At 69.8% G+C, this 14148-nt stretch carries 17 protein-coding genes; 5 read left to right on the top strand and 12 right to left on the bottom strand.

What is annotated here, in order from left to right; genetic code table 11:
- Positions 1-36: 36 nt before the first annotated feature.
- Positions 37-804 carry a YfbU family protein gene (locus JIAGA_RS0121555; protein ID WP_026877249.1) on the top strand — a complete coding sequence of 256 codons (768 nt, stop codon included), beginning with the start codon at positions 37-39 and terminating at the stop codon, positions 802-804.
- Between the two features lie 48 nt (positions 805-852).
- Here the strand turns inward: JIAGA_RS0121555 and JIAGA_RS0121550 are convergent, their stop codons facing one another.
- A complete protein-coding gene (locus tag JIAGA_RS0121550) occupies positions 853-2010 on the bottom strand; it encodes a hypothetical protein (RefSeq protein WP_026877248.1) in 1158 nt (385 codons plus the stop codon).
- Between the two features lie 79 nt (positions 2011-2089).
- Complete coding sequence (locus JIAGA_RS34765) at positions 2090-2401, bottom strand: hypothetical protein (RefSeq protein ID WP_157553396.1); 312 nt, start codon at positions 2399-2401, stop codon at positions 2090-2092.
- On the opposite strand from JIAGA_RS34765, the gene JIAGA_RS0121545 reads away from it, so the two are divergent.
- Together JIAGA_RS0121545 and JIAGA_RS0121540 are read left to right on the top strand one after the other, a co-directional pair.
- On the top strand, positions 2400-2627 hold the full coding sequence (locus tag JIAGA_RS0121545) for a FitA-like ribbon-helix-helix domain-containing protein (RefSeq protein ID WP_026877247.1): 228 nt from the start codon (positions 2400-2402) through the stop codon (positions 2625-2627). The genes JIAGA_RS34765 and JIAGA_RS0121545 overlap by 2 nt on opposite strands.
- A complete protein-coding gene (locus tag JIAGA_RS0121540; RefSeq protein WP_026877246.1) occupies positions 2624-3070 on the top strand; it encodes a type II toxin-antitoxin system VapC family toxin in 447 nt (148 codons plus the stop codon). The genes JIAGA_RS0121545 and JIAGA_RS0121540 overlap by 4 nt, the downstream gene beginning before the upstream one ends.
- A 734-nt stretch (positions 3071-3804) precedes the next feature.
- On the opposite strand, the gene JIAGA_RS0121535 is transcribed toward JIAGA_RS0121540, so the two are convergent.
- From JIAGA_RS0121535 to JIAGA_RS0121520, 3 genes are all read right to left on the bottom strand, one after another.
- Entirely contained in the window at positions 3805-4173 is a 369-nt protein-coding gene (locus JIAGA_RS0121535; RefSeq protein WP_026877245.1) for a YciI family protein, read from the bottom strand.
- Positions 4174-4484: 311 nt separating this feature from the next.
- Positions 4485-4958, bottom strand: coding sequence for a nucleotidyltransferase domain-containing protein (locus JIAGA_RS33400; RefSeq protein WP_026877244.1), 474 nt, complete (start codon positions 4956-4958; stop codon positions 4485-4487).
- Positions 4959-5025: 67 nt separating this feature from the next.
- Entirely contained in the window at positions 5026-5763 is a 738-nt protein-coding gene (locus JIAGA_RS0121520) for a pyridoxamine 5'-phosphate oxidase family protein (RefSeq protein ID WP_211239782.1), read from the bottom strand.
- A gap of 182 nt (positions 5764-5945) precedes the next feature.
- On the opposite strand from JIAGA_RS0121520, the gene JIAGA_RS31555 reads away from it, so the two are divergent.
- Positions 5946-7697 (top strand): carbon starvation CstA family protein, encoded by a 1752-nt coding sequence (locus JIAGA_RS31555; protein WP_051426365.1) that lies wholly within the window; start codon positions 5946-5948, stop codon positions 7695-7697.
- Complete coding sequence (locus JIAGA_RS0121510; protein ID WP_026877242.1) at positions 7694-8140, top strand: hypothetical protein; 447 nt, start codon at positions 7694-7696, stop codon at positions 8138-8140. Before JIAGA_RS31555 ends, JIAGA_RS0121510 begins: the two co-directional genes overlap by 4 nt.
- 748 nt (positions 8141-8888) lie before the next feature.
- Here the strand turns inward: JIAGA_RS0121510 and JIAGA_RS0121505 are convergent.
- The 7 genes from JIAGA_RS0121505 to JIAGA_RS31540 all read right to left on the bottom strand — a co-directional run bounded on the left by JIAGA_RS0121505 (position 8889) and on the right by JIAGA_RS31540 (position 14036).
- Positions 8889-9734, bottom strand: a complete 846-nt coding sequence (locus JIAGA_RS0121505) for a cytochrome c biogenesis protein CcdA (RefSeq protein ID WP_026877241.1) — start codon at positions 9732-9734, stop codon at positions 8889-8891.
- Between the two features lie 2 nt (positions 9735-9736).
- A complete protein-coding gene (locus tag JIAGA_RS0121500; protein WP_026877240.1) occupies positions 9737-10378 on the bottom strand; it encodes a redoxin domain-containing protein in 642 nt (213 codons plus the stop codon).
- A 77-nt stretch (positions 10379-10455) separates the two neighbouring features.
- Positions 10456-11121: a glycosyltransferase gene (locus JIAGA_RS0121495; protein ID WP_035814889.1), complete on the bottom strand. Its 666-nt coding sequence runs from the start codon at positions 11119-11121 to the stop codon at positions 10456-10458.
- A complete protein-coding gene (locus JIAGA_RS35790) occupies positions 11121-11711 on the bottom strand; it encodes a methyltransferase domain-containing protein (RefSeq protein WP_051426363.1) in 591 nt (196 codons plus the stop codon). Before JIAGA_RS35790 ends, JIAGA_RS0121495 begins: the two co-directional genes overlap by 1 nt.
- Complete coding sequence (locus JIAGA_RS35415; protein WP_051426362.1) at positions 11708-12169, bottom strand: hypothetical protein; 462 nt, start codon at positions 12167-12169, stop codon at positions 11708-11710. The genes JIAGA_RS35790 and JIAGA_RS35415 overlap by 4 nt, the downstream gene beginning before the upstream one ends.
- Complete coding sequence (locus JIAGA_RS0121480; RefSeq protein ID WP_026877238.1) at positions 12166-13395, bottom strand: molybdopterin-dependent oxidoreductase; 1230 nt, start codon at positions 13393-13395, stop codon at positions 12166-12168. The genes JIAGA_RS35415 and JIAGA_RS0121480 overlap by 4 nt, the downstream gene beginning before the upstream one ends.
- On the bottom strand, positions 13392-14036 hold the full coding sequence (locus JIAGA_RS31540) for a TIGR04282 family arsenosugar biosynthesis glycosyltransferase (protein ID WP_051426361.1): 645 nt from the start codon (positions 14034-14036) through the stop codon (positions 13392-13394). The genes JIAGA_RS0121480 and JIAGA_RS31540 overlap by 4 nt, the downstream gene beginning before the upstream one ends.
- Positions 14037-14148: the final 112 nt, after the last annotated feature.

The raw sequence follows: 14148 nt of genomic DNA, 5'->3' as shown, positions 1-14148 counted from the left end.
CGAATCCGTCATACGGCGCTACGGGAGGAAGTAGTTGTGGCAGTTCTGAACATCCGAGTCGACGACCGGGTCCGCGACCAGCTGAAGGAGCTGGCCGACGGCCAGGGCGTGACGACCAGCGAGTATGTCCGCGATCTCCTGATGGAGGCAGTCGTGCCAGTCTTCGAGCGCGAGGTGGAGCACGGCGACGTGCCCCCGGCTGAGAGCATGCGGATCGTCGACCGGCAGGTGCTCTCCTTGTTGCACCGGATCCTGGGCCGTGTGCTGCCGAAGGACGCCAACGATGTCGACGGCGACCTGGAGTACCAGCTGATGCGGGCGAAGATCCTTGAGGAAGGCTTCACGGGCGAGTACTGGTACGAGGCCGCGGGCTTCAGGACGGAGCTGTCGAAGCGCGACTGCAGCCGAGTGTCGGACATCTTGCAGATGTTCCGCATCATTACCTACAGCATCAGCCACCTCGAAGGCGAGGGGAAGCGTGTCCCCGAGAAGTTGGCCCAGCTCGAGTTCCTGGGCTTCGACCACAATGACGCGCTCGAGGGGCACATGGCGAGCTACGTCGAATTCCTCATGCGCGATGGCGAGCGCTGGACCGAGCTGCAGCCCCAGGTCGAGCGAAACGATAGCGGCAACTCGCACATGCCCATGCTCGACACGTACCTGCGGATGCTCTCCGAGTTCCGCCGCATCATGGACAGCCGCAAGCGCGGAGTCCGCCGCCTCGACTGTCTCTTGTCGCTCGAGGAGTTGGAACGGATCGCAGATGCGCAGGTCCACCCCTCCCGCCGGACCCCGAAGAGCTGACCGAGTGGAGGGGTGCGTGGCGTCGAAGACCGCAGTTTGCTCCGCCGCTCAGTCGCCTGCCGCCTCGTCAGCCCCGAACGCCACGGCCTCGTCGCGCATGCCCTTCAGAACCTCGAAGTTGCGCAGCACGATATCGAGATTGTAGGTGTGGGTCGGCTTCAGCTGGGAGATCCGCTCGAGCACCTCTTCGTCGGTCAGGTGGTCCAGCCACGCCGCGATCTGCTCGGCGCCTGGGGAGCCGTCCATTTGGCTGAGCGTGTCGACCATGTCGATCCGGACCGACGCCGCGCCCAGGCGCTGCCTGTGCCGGTCGGCTGCTGACATGGTCGCCCCCGCCGAGATCGCGCGGCGCTCGTTGACGTGCCCGACGGCGATCTCGTAGCGCGTCGGCAGCTCGGGTCTGGGCGGCTCCATGCCGGTGACGAGGCGCGGAACCGCTTGGGTGCGGACCCAATGGGGGATCTCCTCGAGCTCCTGCATGAGCACCGGCCACCGGTCCGTGCCGGGCCGGTTGATGCCGATCGTCGGAAAGAGCGTGACCGGCACCCGCGTGCCGAACGGCGTCTCCGCGATGACGTCCCCCACCCGCAGCGGCACCTCGGGCCACGGCGGGAGACTGCGGACCGAGCGCGGCATCTGGTCCTCGTTGTACATGGCGGCGATGCGGACCGCCGTGACCGCTGGAGTCCGGTGCTTCGCATGGTTCGTGTGGAGCACGAGGCGGGCCAATGGGTGGTTCTCGATGTCCTTCCGGTTGAAGGGCTGGAGCCCTTCAACCCGCTTCACCAGGTCGCTGCCTGGATGCAGCGACGCAGGGCCGTTCTTCACGCGACCCTTCGCCCAGGACTCGAAGTCCTCGGCCTTGCGGGTCGCCGGGATCTCGACCAGGCGCGCGGTCTTCTCGTCCAGGGTTCCATCGCGGAACTCGACCTCCGCGAACAGAGCGTGCTCAAGCGCGGCTCGGAGCGCGATCAGAGCATCGGCGACGAGCAGCGGAACCTTCCGCGGCATCGGGGCCACGTGCGTCACGACGGTCCGCGTGTTGGGGAAGGCGAGCTGCTCCTCGAGTTCGAAAGGTCCATCGGGCCGCGTCTGGTAGGCGAAGAGCACGTCGGCGACCTCACCGACCAGTTCATCAGCATGCGACAGGGTCGCGGCCACACCGAGGTGGTGATCAGGCAGCCAATGGTGCATCGAGTCCTTCACGACGGGATTCTACGCAGCGTGCGCATGTGGCGGCGAGGTCGCCGGAGAACCCGCGGGATGGCTGGCTCGACCTTGCCGGTCAAGTCCTCGGGCCGACCCGTTCGTTACGTCCGGGCGCCTCGGTCACCGGCACCGATGTCGATTTATCGCCGTCGTTAGATGCGTCACACCGCCGCGACTGGCCGCTGTCCCGGCGCGAGCGGTCTGCATTCGCTGCGGCACGCCGCATCACGACGCCCTCGACGCCAGCGATCTGCCGCGCGACGCCCAGATCTCCGGGGCGCGCACCCCAGGCCGCGGCCCAGGGTGGAAGGGTGCCGAGGAGCGGCGTGGTGGTGGCCACATCCGCGGAATGATATCGTTGATGCGATATCGTGGAGGTGGTCATCATGGAGCAGATCTTGATCCGCAACCTTTCGGCTGGAACCAAGGCCGCGCTTCGCGCACGCGCCGCGCAGCATCACCGATCGGTCGAGGCAGAAGCCCGCGAGATTCTCGCCGACAGCCTCGCGCGAGAGCCCGTCACGATCGTCGACCTGCTCAGCACGGACGAGGGCGCCGACATCGAATTCGAGCCCTCCCGACTGGGCCTGGCCGCACGAACTCCTGAGCTGTGAAGTACGTCCTGGACACCAACGTGGTGTCCGCGCTGCGAGTCCGAGGACGCAACCGGTCGGTGGAAGCCTGGGCGGCATCGGTCCCCGTGGCAGACCAGTTCGTGACGGCGACGACTGTCGCCGAGATCGAGCGCGGCGTCGTCGCCAAAGAGCGATCCGACCCGGCACAAGGAGAGATCTTGCGCCGGTGGTTCGATGATCATGTGCTGCCCACGTTTGCCAACCGTGTACTGCCGTTCGACCTGGCGGCCGCTCGGATCCTTGCCACGTACCGTGTTCCCGAGCATTCGCCGTTCGATGACGCCCTCATCGCCGCCATCGCGCAGGCATCCGAGATGACCGTCGCGACGCGCAACACCAAGCACCTTGAACCCCTCGGCGTTCAATGCCTCAACCCATGGAACTCACCCACATCGGACCCGACCTCCACGACCGCACGTTAGACACAAACCGTGGCTTCGATCCGCATGATGATGCGTCTTACCGCCGCGACTGACGTGTCAGGACGCGACTGGTGTGCCGCCCACTGCCCTAGCCTGGGATCGTGCTGGTCGATCACGGGAGGGACGATGGCGGCGCGCAAGGTTGACGCGACGGCGATCAAGCGGTGGGCGCGCAAGGCAGCTGCGGCCTCCGCGCGTCTCGAGCGCCGCGAGGTGCCTGAAGGTCACGTCCGCTCCCGCGAAGCCGAAAAGTTCTTGGAATCGACCGGTCCACAGCGCCCAAAACCTGATGTCCTTCGGCCCTGATTACGGCGAGACGCTCGTCGCCGAGGAGATCCTGGAGCTCCTGACAGAACAGGCCCGTGCGGTAGTCGGTAATCCGGCCGCAAGGCCGACGTTTACGACCTGGAAAGGCGGTCTGGCGCAGGTCGCCGTAGATCGGCTGACAGCCGTGTTGGAGGGGTCGCTCACGGCGGACGAGATTTGTCACCGACCACTTCGTTCGCACCCACCATCAGCGTCACCACGGCGCACTCGCTGAGGGCGCTTGGTACACGCCCGATGACCGGCAAGCCGATCCACAGACGCGACGCCTACTGGATGGTCGCCCGCATCGCGAAGACCGCCGGGATACCGCGCCATACCAGCCCCCTGCGGCACGCCGCGAGCCCAACGCACTCGACGCCTGCGTGCCGCCGCGCCGGGATCCGGATGTGCGGCTTCCCGGCGGGAACTCACTCGCCCGGGGGCACCTGGAAGGCCCGGACCTCGATCCGGCCGCCGAGGGCCTTCGACGCGCGGGCGGCCCAGCCAAGGGCGGCCTCCTCGTCAGCGACATCGATCACCCAGAAACCTCCAAGATACTCGGGAGCCTCGACGAAGGGGCCGTTGACGGTGCTCAGTGACTCACCGGTGTTGTCGACAGTGATCGCGCTCGAGGGCGGCATCAGCCCGCCCGCGAAGACGAACGCGCCGGTCGACGTCAGCTCCTCGATGATCGCACCGGTGGCAGCCATGGCCGCCTCGAGCTCGGCCGGGTCCATGGTCTCCATGGTCGGTTCTTCGTCGGAGTTGTGCGGGACGGAGAGTAGATATTGGGTCATGCCTCGTTAGATTATCCTCAACGCCAAAACTCATCGGTCGAGTTTTCGCTCCCGTCTTCGCGATCCTCGCCATCTGGTGTCGCGGCTTTCGGCCGCGAGTGTGATTGCAGGGTCGACGCCTGCACACGCGGCTCGAGCTCGCCGTGATCTTCTCGTGCGACCGCGGGCCGGCGCGGCCGGACCAGCTAGGCGGATGTCGCTTCAATCAGACCCGTCGTCGATCGCCGCCTCGGCGACCTCGAACAAGGGCCCCAACGACGACTTCCACAATCCCTGGATATGGAGTAGCTCCTTGGCTGCCTTGCGCTCCATCACAGCGGCACCGCCTCGCGTCGGATGTCGTCATCCAGCCTGGCCTTGAGCCCGCCGTACTCGATCAGATCGATCGTCCGGCCCAGGACCTGCTCGATGAGCTGCTTGAACCGGATGAACCCAAACGTCGACGTTCCTTCGGGAGCTTCAATGAGAAGGTCGAGGTCGGAGTCGGGACGTGCCTGACGACGAGCCACCGAGCCGAAGACGGACAAGCGAGAGTAGCCGTGCTCCGCAGCCAGTGCTTTGAGGATCGGCGTAGCCGCCTCCAACAAGAGCTCAGGGTGCAGGTTCTCCAGCTCGGCGGCGAACTTGAGCTGCTGGCTGATCGCCGGCTGAGAAATGCCCAGCTCCTTGGCTATCTGACGCTGACTCATGCCGCTCGCCATCATCGCGCGCAGGGCAAGCACCCGCCGCAGGCGCGCGATATCTGCGCCGCGCCGGGCATCGGCGTACTCTGCCGCCAGGGTCATAAGGCAACCTTATCACCCGTCCGCCGAGCAACTGGAGATCGAGGCGCACGTTGGCCCGCTGCCGGCGCTACCCGGGCGGGAGGTTGGCTCGGCAGGCCCGTTCCAGGTCGCGTTGGCGACGGTAGCGTTGCCGCAAGCTCAGACTCGGCTCCAGCGTGGTGCGTTCGGGTCGCCCTGACGCCTTGAACACGCCACCTGCCATCTCGCCGGCGGTGACCCAGGGCGTCCAGCGTTCCAGGTCGGGAACCGAGAAGTCGTGGCCGAGCAGCGAGGCTGGTCCGTCCGGTATCGGCCGTCCGGCCAGACTGGCAACGTGCGGCCGGTCGGTGCTGGTGTCCGTCACGCGCACGGTGTCGACGTGCAACCGGCCGCCGGCCCACATCGACAGCACCTGGGACTGGCCGTCGACCCGTGGCTCGACCGGCACCGGGCCGCCGAGGTCGAGGATGACGATCAGCCGCGGCAGGTACCACCAGTGCTCACGCTGCAGTATGAGCGAGTCGGCCAGCGCCCGCGACGGTGGATACTTGCGCAACTCTTCGCGCAGCAGCTGCGCACGGAACAGCTCACCTTGGGAGTCCTCGACAAGCCGGGCCTGCCCGGCCGCTGTCATGGCCCGCCAGCCGCTGCCGGTCATTCGCGGGTCCGAAAGGGTGAGGGCGACGGCGGGAGAGCCGACGATCTGGCGGGCCAGGTCCGCGTAGGCGTACGGGTAGGCAACCGCCGGCCGCTCGTCCAGCAGCAACGGCGTCACAGGCAGCGCGTCCGGCCGTCCGCCGGGGCCGACCCAGGTGAGCTCCGCCACTGAGGCGGCCCGGACCGGTTGGCGCAGGCTGACGTCCAGAGTGACCCTCCCGGTGTCGGTTCCGTTTCGAAGGCGTATCGGACTATTGACCGGCCACTGTGACCTGCGTCATAGTGCCGTCAACATCCTACGGTGTCCGGCCGCGGGCGGAGGCTGGGTACCTCCGACCTGAGGGGGCATTGATGCCCGCGATCGTCATAGCCGTGGTCGTACTCGTCCTGTACGCACTCGGATACGTCTACTACTCGAAGTACCTGACCACCAAGGTCTATGCGCTGGACCCCGCGTTCGTCACGCCGGCGCATCAGTTCGCCGATGGTGTCGACTACGTCCCGACCAACAAGCACGTGCTGTTCGGGCACCACTTCACCTCGGTCGCCGGCGCCGCTCCGATCGTCGGCCCGGCGATCGCGGTGTTCTGGGGTTGGGTGCCGGCGCTGCTGTGGGTGACCATCGGCACGATCTTCGCCGCCGGTGTGCACGACTTCGGGTCGCTCGTCGTCTCGGTCCGCCACAAGGCGCAGAACATCGGCACGCTGGCCAGCGAGGTGATCAGCAAGCGGTCCAGGATCCTGTTCCTGCTGATCATCTTCTTCCTGCTCACGCTGGTCAACGCGGTGTTCGCGGTCGTCATCGGCAACCTGTTCGTGGCCTTCCCGGGCGCGGTGATCCCGATCTGGTTCGAGATCCCGTTGGCCATCGCCATCGGCCAGTACATCTACCGGACGCGCAGCCCCGCACTGGTGCCGTCGATCATCGGCGTGATCGCCCTGTACGTCCTGATCTGGATCGGCAACAACAACCCGATCGAGATCACCGGCTTGGCCGACGCGCTCGGCATGGAGCCACGCGACGTGTGGGTCGTCATCATGTTCGCCTACACGTTCATCGCCTCCCGCCTGCCCGTCTGGCTGTTGCTCCAGCCGCGCGACTACATCAACTCGCACCAGCTGTTCATCGCGCTCGGCGTCACATTCCTCGGGGTCCTGGTGGGCCTGGACCGGATCGTCGCGCCCGCGCTGAACACCGACCTGCCCGAGGGGTCGCCGAACATCTTCCCGTTCCTGTTCATCACGATCGCGTGCGGGGCGATATCCGGCTTCCACTCACTGGTGTCGTCCGGCACCACGTCAAAGCAACTGGACAAGGAGACCGACGCGCGGCACGTCGGCTACCTCGGCGCGGTCGGCGAGGGCAGTCTGGCGATGGCGTCGATCCTGGCGGTGAGCGCCGGTGTCGCGGCCACTCGGGTGGAGTGGGAGGCGCTCTATCCCGACTACGCGACGGCCTCCGGCGGGGCCACGGCGAATTTCGTGAACGGCATCGCCGCCTTCGCGAACAACCTCGGAATCGAGCTCACCCTCGCCGCCACGTTCGCAGCGGTGGTGGTGATCTCGTTCGCCGCGACGACGATGGACACCGGCGTCCGGCTGCAGCGCTACATCGTGCAGGAGATCGCTACCATCGTCCGCTGGCACTGGCTGGCCCGCAGCCTCACGTTCTCCGGCCTGGTGGCGGTCATCGTCCCGCTGCTGCTGGCGCTGATGCCGGGCAGCACGGATGCGGGGTTCGCGTTCGGAACGCTGTGGCGGCTGTTCGGGACGACCAACCAGCTCACTGCCGGGCTGGCGCTGGCAGTCGTGGCGGTCTGGGTCACCCGGAATGGGCGCAACCCGCTCGCCGTCCTGGTCCCGATGGTGTTCCTGCTGGTGATGACGGTGTGGGCGTTGATCATCCAGCTGGACCAGTTCTGGGCTGCCGAGGAGCGCTGGGTCCTCGTCCCGCTCGACCTCATCATCCTGGTACTGGCGTTGTGGCTGATCGTGGAGGCCGTCATCCGGATGCGCACTCTGGTGAATGAGCGCCGCGCAGGCGTGACGAGCAGCAGCGACACCACCCCGGCAGAGGCTGAGGAAGGAGACGGCCAGCGGTGACCGGGCCCGTCGAATCCACCCACCGTGTCCTGCTCATTCGCCCCTGGGACATGTCCGAGGGCGTGGGTGCGGGGTGCTGCGGGGGCGGGTCCACCAAGGGGTTGTGCGTCAACCCTGAGCACCACGAGGCACACCGCGGTTTCGGCGAGCGGGACGACTGGGACCCGCTCGCCCGGATATATCTGACCCTGCGCGACAACCTGCCCGCCGGTGTCGACCTCGAGATCGTCGACCCGCGCAACCACCTCTACCTGGCCCCGGCGATTGCCAAGGATGTCCGTCGCCAGGGCCTCTCCTGGGGTGAAGCGGTCAAGGCGGTGCTGCGCGGCCCGGCATATGCCGCCATCATGGTCGACGGGCGGACGGTCAGCGCCGGTGCGCTGCCCTCGCCCGGCGAGGCGGTCCGGCTGGTCCGCGAGGCACTCGGCCTCCACGTGATCTGACCAGCCGGGGTGTGCGCGACGGCAGCCTCGAGGTGCCGGACCATGCCCGCCCGGGCGTGCGGTACGTGTTCTGGACCGGCGACGCTACGGCCCACTGTTGGCGCCGGCGCCACCCGGGCAGATTCATCCCCGTCCTGCGGGACGCCTTGCTGGCTTGTGTCACGTCGTGGGCAGGCCCCGTGTGCCATTCGCCCACAACGTCACATCCGCCGGGGACGCTCGGCGCAACGCACGAAGGGGATCGGCTCTCACCGATCCCCGTTCGCTCCCTGCGGCTCGACGTCAGCCGAGCTGATGCAAGGTCACATCCGAACCAAGAACGCCACCACGACCAACGGCCAAAGGTCCCGAAGGATCTGACCAAGGACCTTGGTGTGACGACGAAGCCTCTCCAAGCGCTCCAACGTCGTACGTCCTCGCCTGCTGTAGTGGTTCACTTGAGGTCCTCCCCAAGTTCTGAGGGCACCAGGTGAACCGCTCTAACAGTCCGCCCGGTAGCCCCTCTCTGGACTACGCCGGGCGGATTCCCGATGTAGTTAGTCGATCATCGTGACACTCGGCCAAGATCCCCGTCAACGGGTAAACTTGATTATGGTTGGGCTAGGTGCTCTAACACCCGTGATCCCGGCTGAGCCCCGGCGCGTTCTGTAGTGGTTCCGCGCCGGGGCTTCTTGTCGGAGGGCGCCGGCGGTCCAGCCATGTCCTTGCCGGGCCACGTCCCCTGCTGTGACCCCTAGCGCTGCCCGCGTCAGCGGCGGACGCGGCGGCGCAGTAGACCCGCGAGCAGCCCGACACCCACGACCGTGGCGGCTGCCGCTGCGAACCACGCAGGTCCGATGTCGATCACCCAGCCGCTGACGGTGCCTTGGACGGCCAGTGCCGCGTCGATGACGGGGTCCTGTGGGTCGCCGCCGGCGCGCAACCGCAGCTCGTAGACGCCGTAGTAGACGACGTACGCGCCGGCGGGGATCAGCAGTGCGCCGCTCACCCGGGACACGTAGGGCAACAGCCGCCGAGCGCGGCGCACGACGGTGTCGCTGCCCAGCGCGACCGCGGCCGCCAGGAACCCGACCACCAGGCCCATCCCGACGCCGTACGCGACGAAGGCGAGCAATCCGCCGGCCACACCCGCGGACGAGAAGGTGGCCGTGGCCATCGCCAGGAACGGCGCGACGGTGCAGGAGAGGCTGGCCACGGCATATCCGACGCCGTACCAGACCATCGACCACGCCGACGACGACGGCGCGACGCCGCGCAGCCGGGGCACGGGCACCGCGAGCTCGCGGCCCGCGACCAGCCAGCAGCCGAGCGCGACCAAGGCAATGCCGATCACCACGGTGGCCCACGGCAGCACTCGCTCGACGGACACCGCCGCCGGCACCACCACCAGCCCGAACGCCCCGAACACGGCGACGAAGCCGGCTGTCATCGCCAGGGTCGTGATCCCGGCCCGGCGCAGCGCCTCGGCCGATCCGGGCCGTCCGTTCTGGGCGACCAGGAGGGTGAGGTAGGTGGGCAGCAGCGCGAAGCCACAGGGGTTGAGCGCCGCTACGGAGCCGAGAACCAGGGCGAACTCGATGGGCACCCCGGTCATCATCAGTCCGTCACGAGCCGTTCGACCTCGGCCCTGATCTCGTCCTCCTCCAGCGGCCCGCGGATCACCTCGACGGTTCCGTCGGCCGACACGAACCCGATGTCGTACTGCTGCGTCACTCCGAACCTGCTGTAGACGTCGCCGCCGCTGTCGTCGATGTGCGGGATGCCTTCGACGCCGCCGTCGGCGATGAACTCCTCCATGGCGCTGACGTCGCCGGACAACCCGGCCACGCCGACGAACGCCACCTGCTGCCCGTACTGCTGCGCGAGCTCGGCGATGAGCGGCGCCTCCCGCTGGCACACCGGGCACCACGGCGCCCAGAACCACAGCACGGCGGGCCGGCCGGCCAGGCTCGCACCGTCGAAGGTCCCGCCGTCGACGGTCGACGCCGTGAACGCCAGTTCCTCCGGGACCGAGACCTGCGGCGCCTCGCTCGACGGCGCCGGCGACGTGGCCGTCACCTCCGGCGCACCCGTCGGCGTCGTCTCCGGCGCACCCGTCGGCGTCGTCTCCGGCGGGCTCGTCGGCGTCGCCGCGGTGTTCGACGGTGCCGACGCCGAGCCGGTGTCGCCGTCGTCGGCGGCACCGCAGGCGGTGAGCACGACGGCAGCGGCGATCATGCTCCAGACGGACGGACGCATCGGGTCTCCATTTCGGCCAGTCGGCATCAGTGTCTCGCCACGTCGGCGACGACGGCGAACCAGTGAGAGCCCGATCTTCACCGCGGCTCCTCCCGGATCAGGCGGCGGGTCTCGGCGAGCCGTCGCCGCATGTCCAGCACCGCCCGTGCGGTCCCGCCGACGGTGCCGGTGACTTTGCTCCTGCCGGTGCGCTGACGGTAAGGCACCGGCCGTTCGGTGATCCGCCAGCCGGCCCGTCCGGCGCGCAGCACCATCTCCAGCGGCCAGCCGGACCGGCGGTCGATCAACCCCAGGCCGAGCAGCGCGTTCCGCGGTGCCGCGCGCATCGGCCCGATGTCGCTGACCCGCGCGCCGGTGTACGCGGCCACCCGCCGGGCCAAGTAGCGGTTCGCCAGGCGGGCGTGCGGCGGCATCGCGCCGCCGCGCCGGGCGCCGAGCACGAGGTCGGCCTCCCCCGCGGCGACCGGGTCGGCCACCAGCGGCAGGTCGCCGGGGTCGAGGGAGGCGTCGCAGTCCATGAAACACACGACGGGCGAGGTGGCCGCGGTCAGTCCCGCGAAGCAGGCGGCGCCGAATCCGCGCCGCGGCTCCGAGACGACCGTGGCTCCACGGGCGGCGGCCGCCTCCGCCGAGCCGTCGGTGGAGCCGTTGTCGACGACGATGGCGCGGTACCCGGCCGGCATCCGGTCCAGCACCCACGGGATCGCGGCGGCCTCGTCGAGGACCGGCAGGACGACGTCGATCACGGCGTCACCCGCCCGAGCCGGGCGAACCAGCGGCCCGCCGTCACGTGCCAGCCGACCAGTCGCAGCCCGCCCGCGGCGGCGACCCGGACCAGGTCGTCGGCCGACACCCAGGCCCATGGGAACCAGCCGCTGATCTCGTCGTCGCGTTCCAGCCGGGCCTCACCGCACCGGGTGGCGGCACCGGGTGGCCCGGCCTCGACCACGGCCCGCCCCTCCCCTGCCAGCAGCCGGGCGACCCGGCGCAGCAGGTCCACGGGCGCACCGCCGATGCCGACGTTGCCGTCGAGCAGAAGGACGCTCTGCCATCGGCCCTCCCCCGGCAGCGCGTCGAACACCGAATGGCGCAGTGCCGTGGCGCCACGCTCCCGAGCTCGGTCGATGGCGTGCGCGGACGCGTCGACCCCGAGGGCCGGGACGCCCAGCTCTGCCAGCGCCACCACCAGCCGGCCCGGACCGCAGCCGAGATCGAGGACCGGTCCGCGCAGCGACGCCAGCAACACCCGTTCGGCAGCCGTGGCCGGCGCGGCCCAGTCGGCGACGGCGAGCGGTTGCGCCGATCCGTCGCGGCTACGCAGCAGCACCGTCACCGCGCCGTCCTCTCCCGCCGGCGGGCCCGCACGGCCCGAACCGCCACGGCGACACCGACGGCCAGCCAGAGCAGCACGAGGACGACGACGAGGTTGCGGCCGTAGTCCAGCGGCAGCGCACTCGGCACCGACGGCGAGCGCCCCCATCCCCGCACGACCGGCCAGAACAGGACGGTCAGCATCGCCGACGCGGCCAGGCCCAGCCGAACCGGCAGCCGGGCGGCGACCGGTAGCCGGCGAGTGGCCAGTGCCGCGACGACCACGGCCGGTGCCACCAGCACGTCGTGAGCCACCCCGGAGCCGGCCAGCCAGACGACGAGGTCGGCCGGTCGGGTGTCGGCGCGATCGGCCCACGCCCCGGCCAGGCCGTAGCCGACGATCCCGGCCCCGGCGATCAGGCAGGTCCAGAAGAACGGTCCCGAGGGCGTCGCCTCGGGTACTGCCGGCCGCTCGGTCATGCGCGCACCACCACCAGTTCGTGCACCCATTTCGTCTGCAGGACGCCGGCGCGGTTGGGCCCGATGAGCCGGCACGGGTAGCCGTGGTCGAGGTCGAGGCGTTCCCCGTTCAGGGCTACGGCCAGCATGGTGTCGAGGTCGCCGGCCTGCCGGTGGTTCAGCTCCGACGCCCGGTACCGGCCACGGGCCTGCAACGACTCCACCCGCACGGTGACGCCGTCGTCGGGTTCGACGCCGGCCGCGGCCAGCAGGTCGGCGACCGGGACGCCGCGCCACCGGGCCGACGTGCTCCAGCCTTCGACGCAGGCGATCGGCAGCTCGGCCTCGCGGCGCGCCAGCCGGTCGAGGTCGGTCCCGGTGAGCTCGACCCGCCGGGTCACCGCGCCGGTGACCCGCAACCGGAACGCCGGGTCGCCCGCGGCGTCGACCACGCCGGCCTGGACGGCGCTGCGGTTCACCGGCACGCCCTGCGGGCCGATGTCCGGCCGGCGCTGCGCGAACAGCGTCAGCGGACGCAGCGGCGACACGGTCTGGCCCACGGTGGTGACGGTGACAACGCCGGTGGCGACGGCCACCGCACCCAGGAAGCCGCGCCGGCCGAGCGCGCCGCGCGCCGGCGCCGTCATCGGGTCACCCGACGCCGGATCACCCAGCGCCGCCGCATCACCCAGCGCCGCCGCGTCACCGGGCCGGGCGAGCGCCGCCCGCGCCACGGCGGCCTTCGCCCCCACGTGCGCCACCAGCGCTCCGACGGTGATCCACGCCACCCAGTAGTGGGCGGCCGGGAAGTAGAACCCCCACGGGTACCAGCGCGACACGTTCGCCACCCCGGAGAACAGCATGAACACCGCGCCGCACACCAGCGGCACCAGCATGAGACGCTCGACGGTGTGGGCGGCACCGCTCACCGGCGGCCAGCGGAACAGCCGCGGGTACACCGACCACAGCTTCGCCAGGAGCAGCGGCACGGTGGCGAACCCCGTCGCCACGTGCAGGCCTTGCGTGACCCGGTACAGCGACGCCGGCCGCGGCGGGACCGGCAGCCAGGTCACCGGGTTCTGCTGCAGATGCGAGTAGAGGCCGGTCAGGAAGCAGACCAGGAAGCACACCCCGAGACAGATCCCCAGGATCGCAGCGGTGCGCGCGTCGTGCACCGGCCGCCGCAGCGCCTCGTCACGTGCCACGGCCACCGCCCGCAGCCGGCCCGGTACGCGCGGCAGGTTCACCGCGCCACCGGCCCGGCCAGCAGCGCACGCACCACACCGGCGGTCCGCAAGCCGGGCGCGGCGTCGGCCACCGCGACCGCGTCGGCGGCCGTGTCGATGTCGCGCAACATCGGGAGCGCCGTCACGGTGAGGCCTCGTGAGCGCAGCCGGTCCGCCTGCCGGGCGCCGGTGTGCGCCGTGCTCATGGGAACCCCGTCGAAGAGGCCCGGCCACCAGCGGTGCAGACCGAGCGCCCACCATCCGCCGTCCTCGGCCGGCCCCAGTAGCGCGGTACGCGAGTCGCCGCCGGTGAGCAGACCCAGTGCGTCGTCCAGCAACGACGGTGTCACCTGCGGGGTGTCCATGCCGATCTGCACGCCCGGGCCGCCGACGCGGCGCCACGCCGCGGCGAGCCGTACTCCGAGCGGGCCGCGGACCTGAGGGACCACCTCGAAGCCGGCGGGCAGCCACGGTCCGGGCCGGCCGTCGAGGGCGACGACGCGCCGGTCCGCACCGCATCGCGCGACGGCGTCCAAGGTGTCGGCCAGTGCCGCCGCGGCGACCCTCGCGGCTTCGGCAGGGTCGAGTGGCGGGCAGAGCCGGGTCTTCACCCGGCCGGGAATCGGCTCCTTCGCGACCACGAGCACGTGGGTTCGGTTCACACTCCCGACCGTAGGAGTGACCGGCTGGCGTGATTCTTACAAAGCGCGAAACTCTGCCGCCGCACCTGCCCGACCTGGGGCGAAGCGGTCACCGGCAGTGGCATGGTGGAGC

This window comes from Jiangella gansuensis DSM 44835 (genome assembly GCF_000515395.1).
Classification (GTDB): Bacteria; Actinomycetota; Actinomycetes; order Jiangellales; family Jiangellaceae; genus Jiangella; species Jiangella gansuensis.
This window is presented reverse-complemented; position numbering and strand designations above follow the sequence as displayed.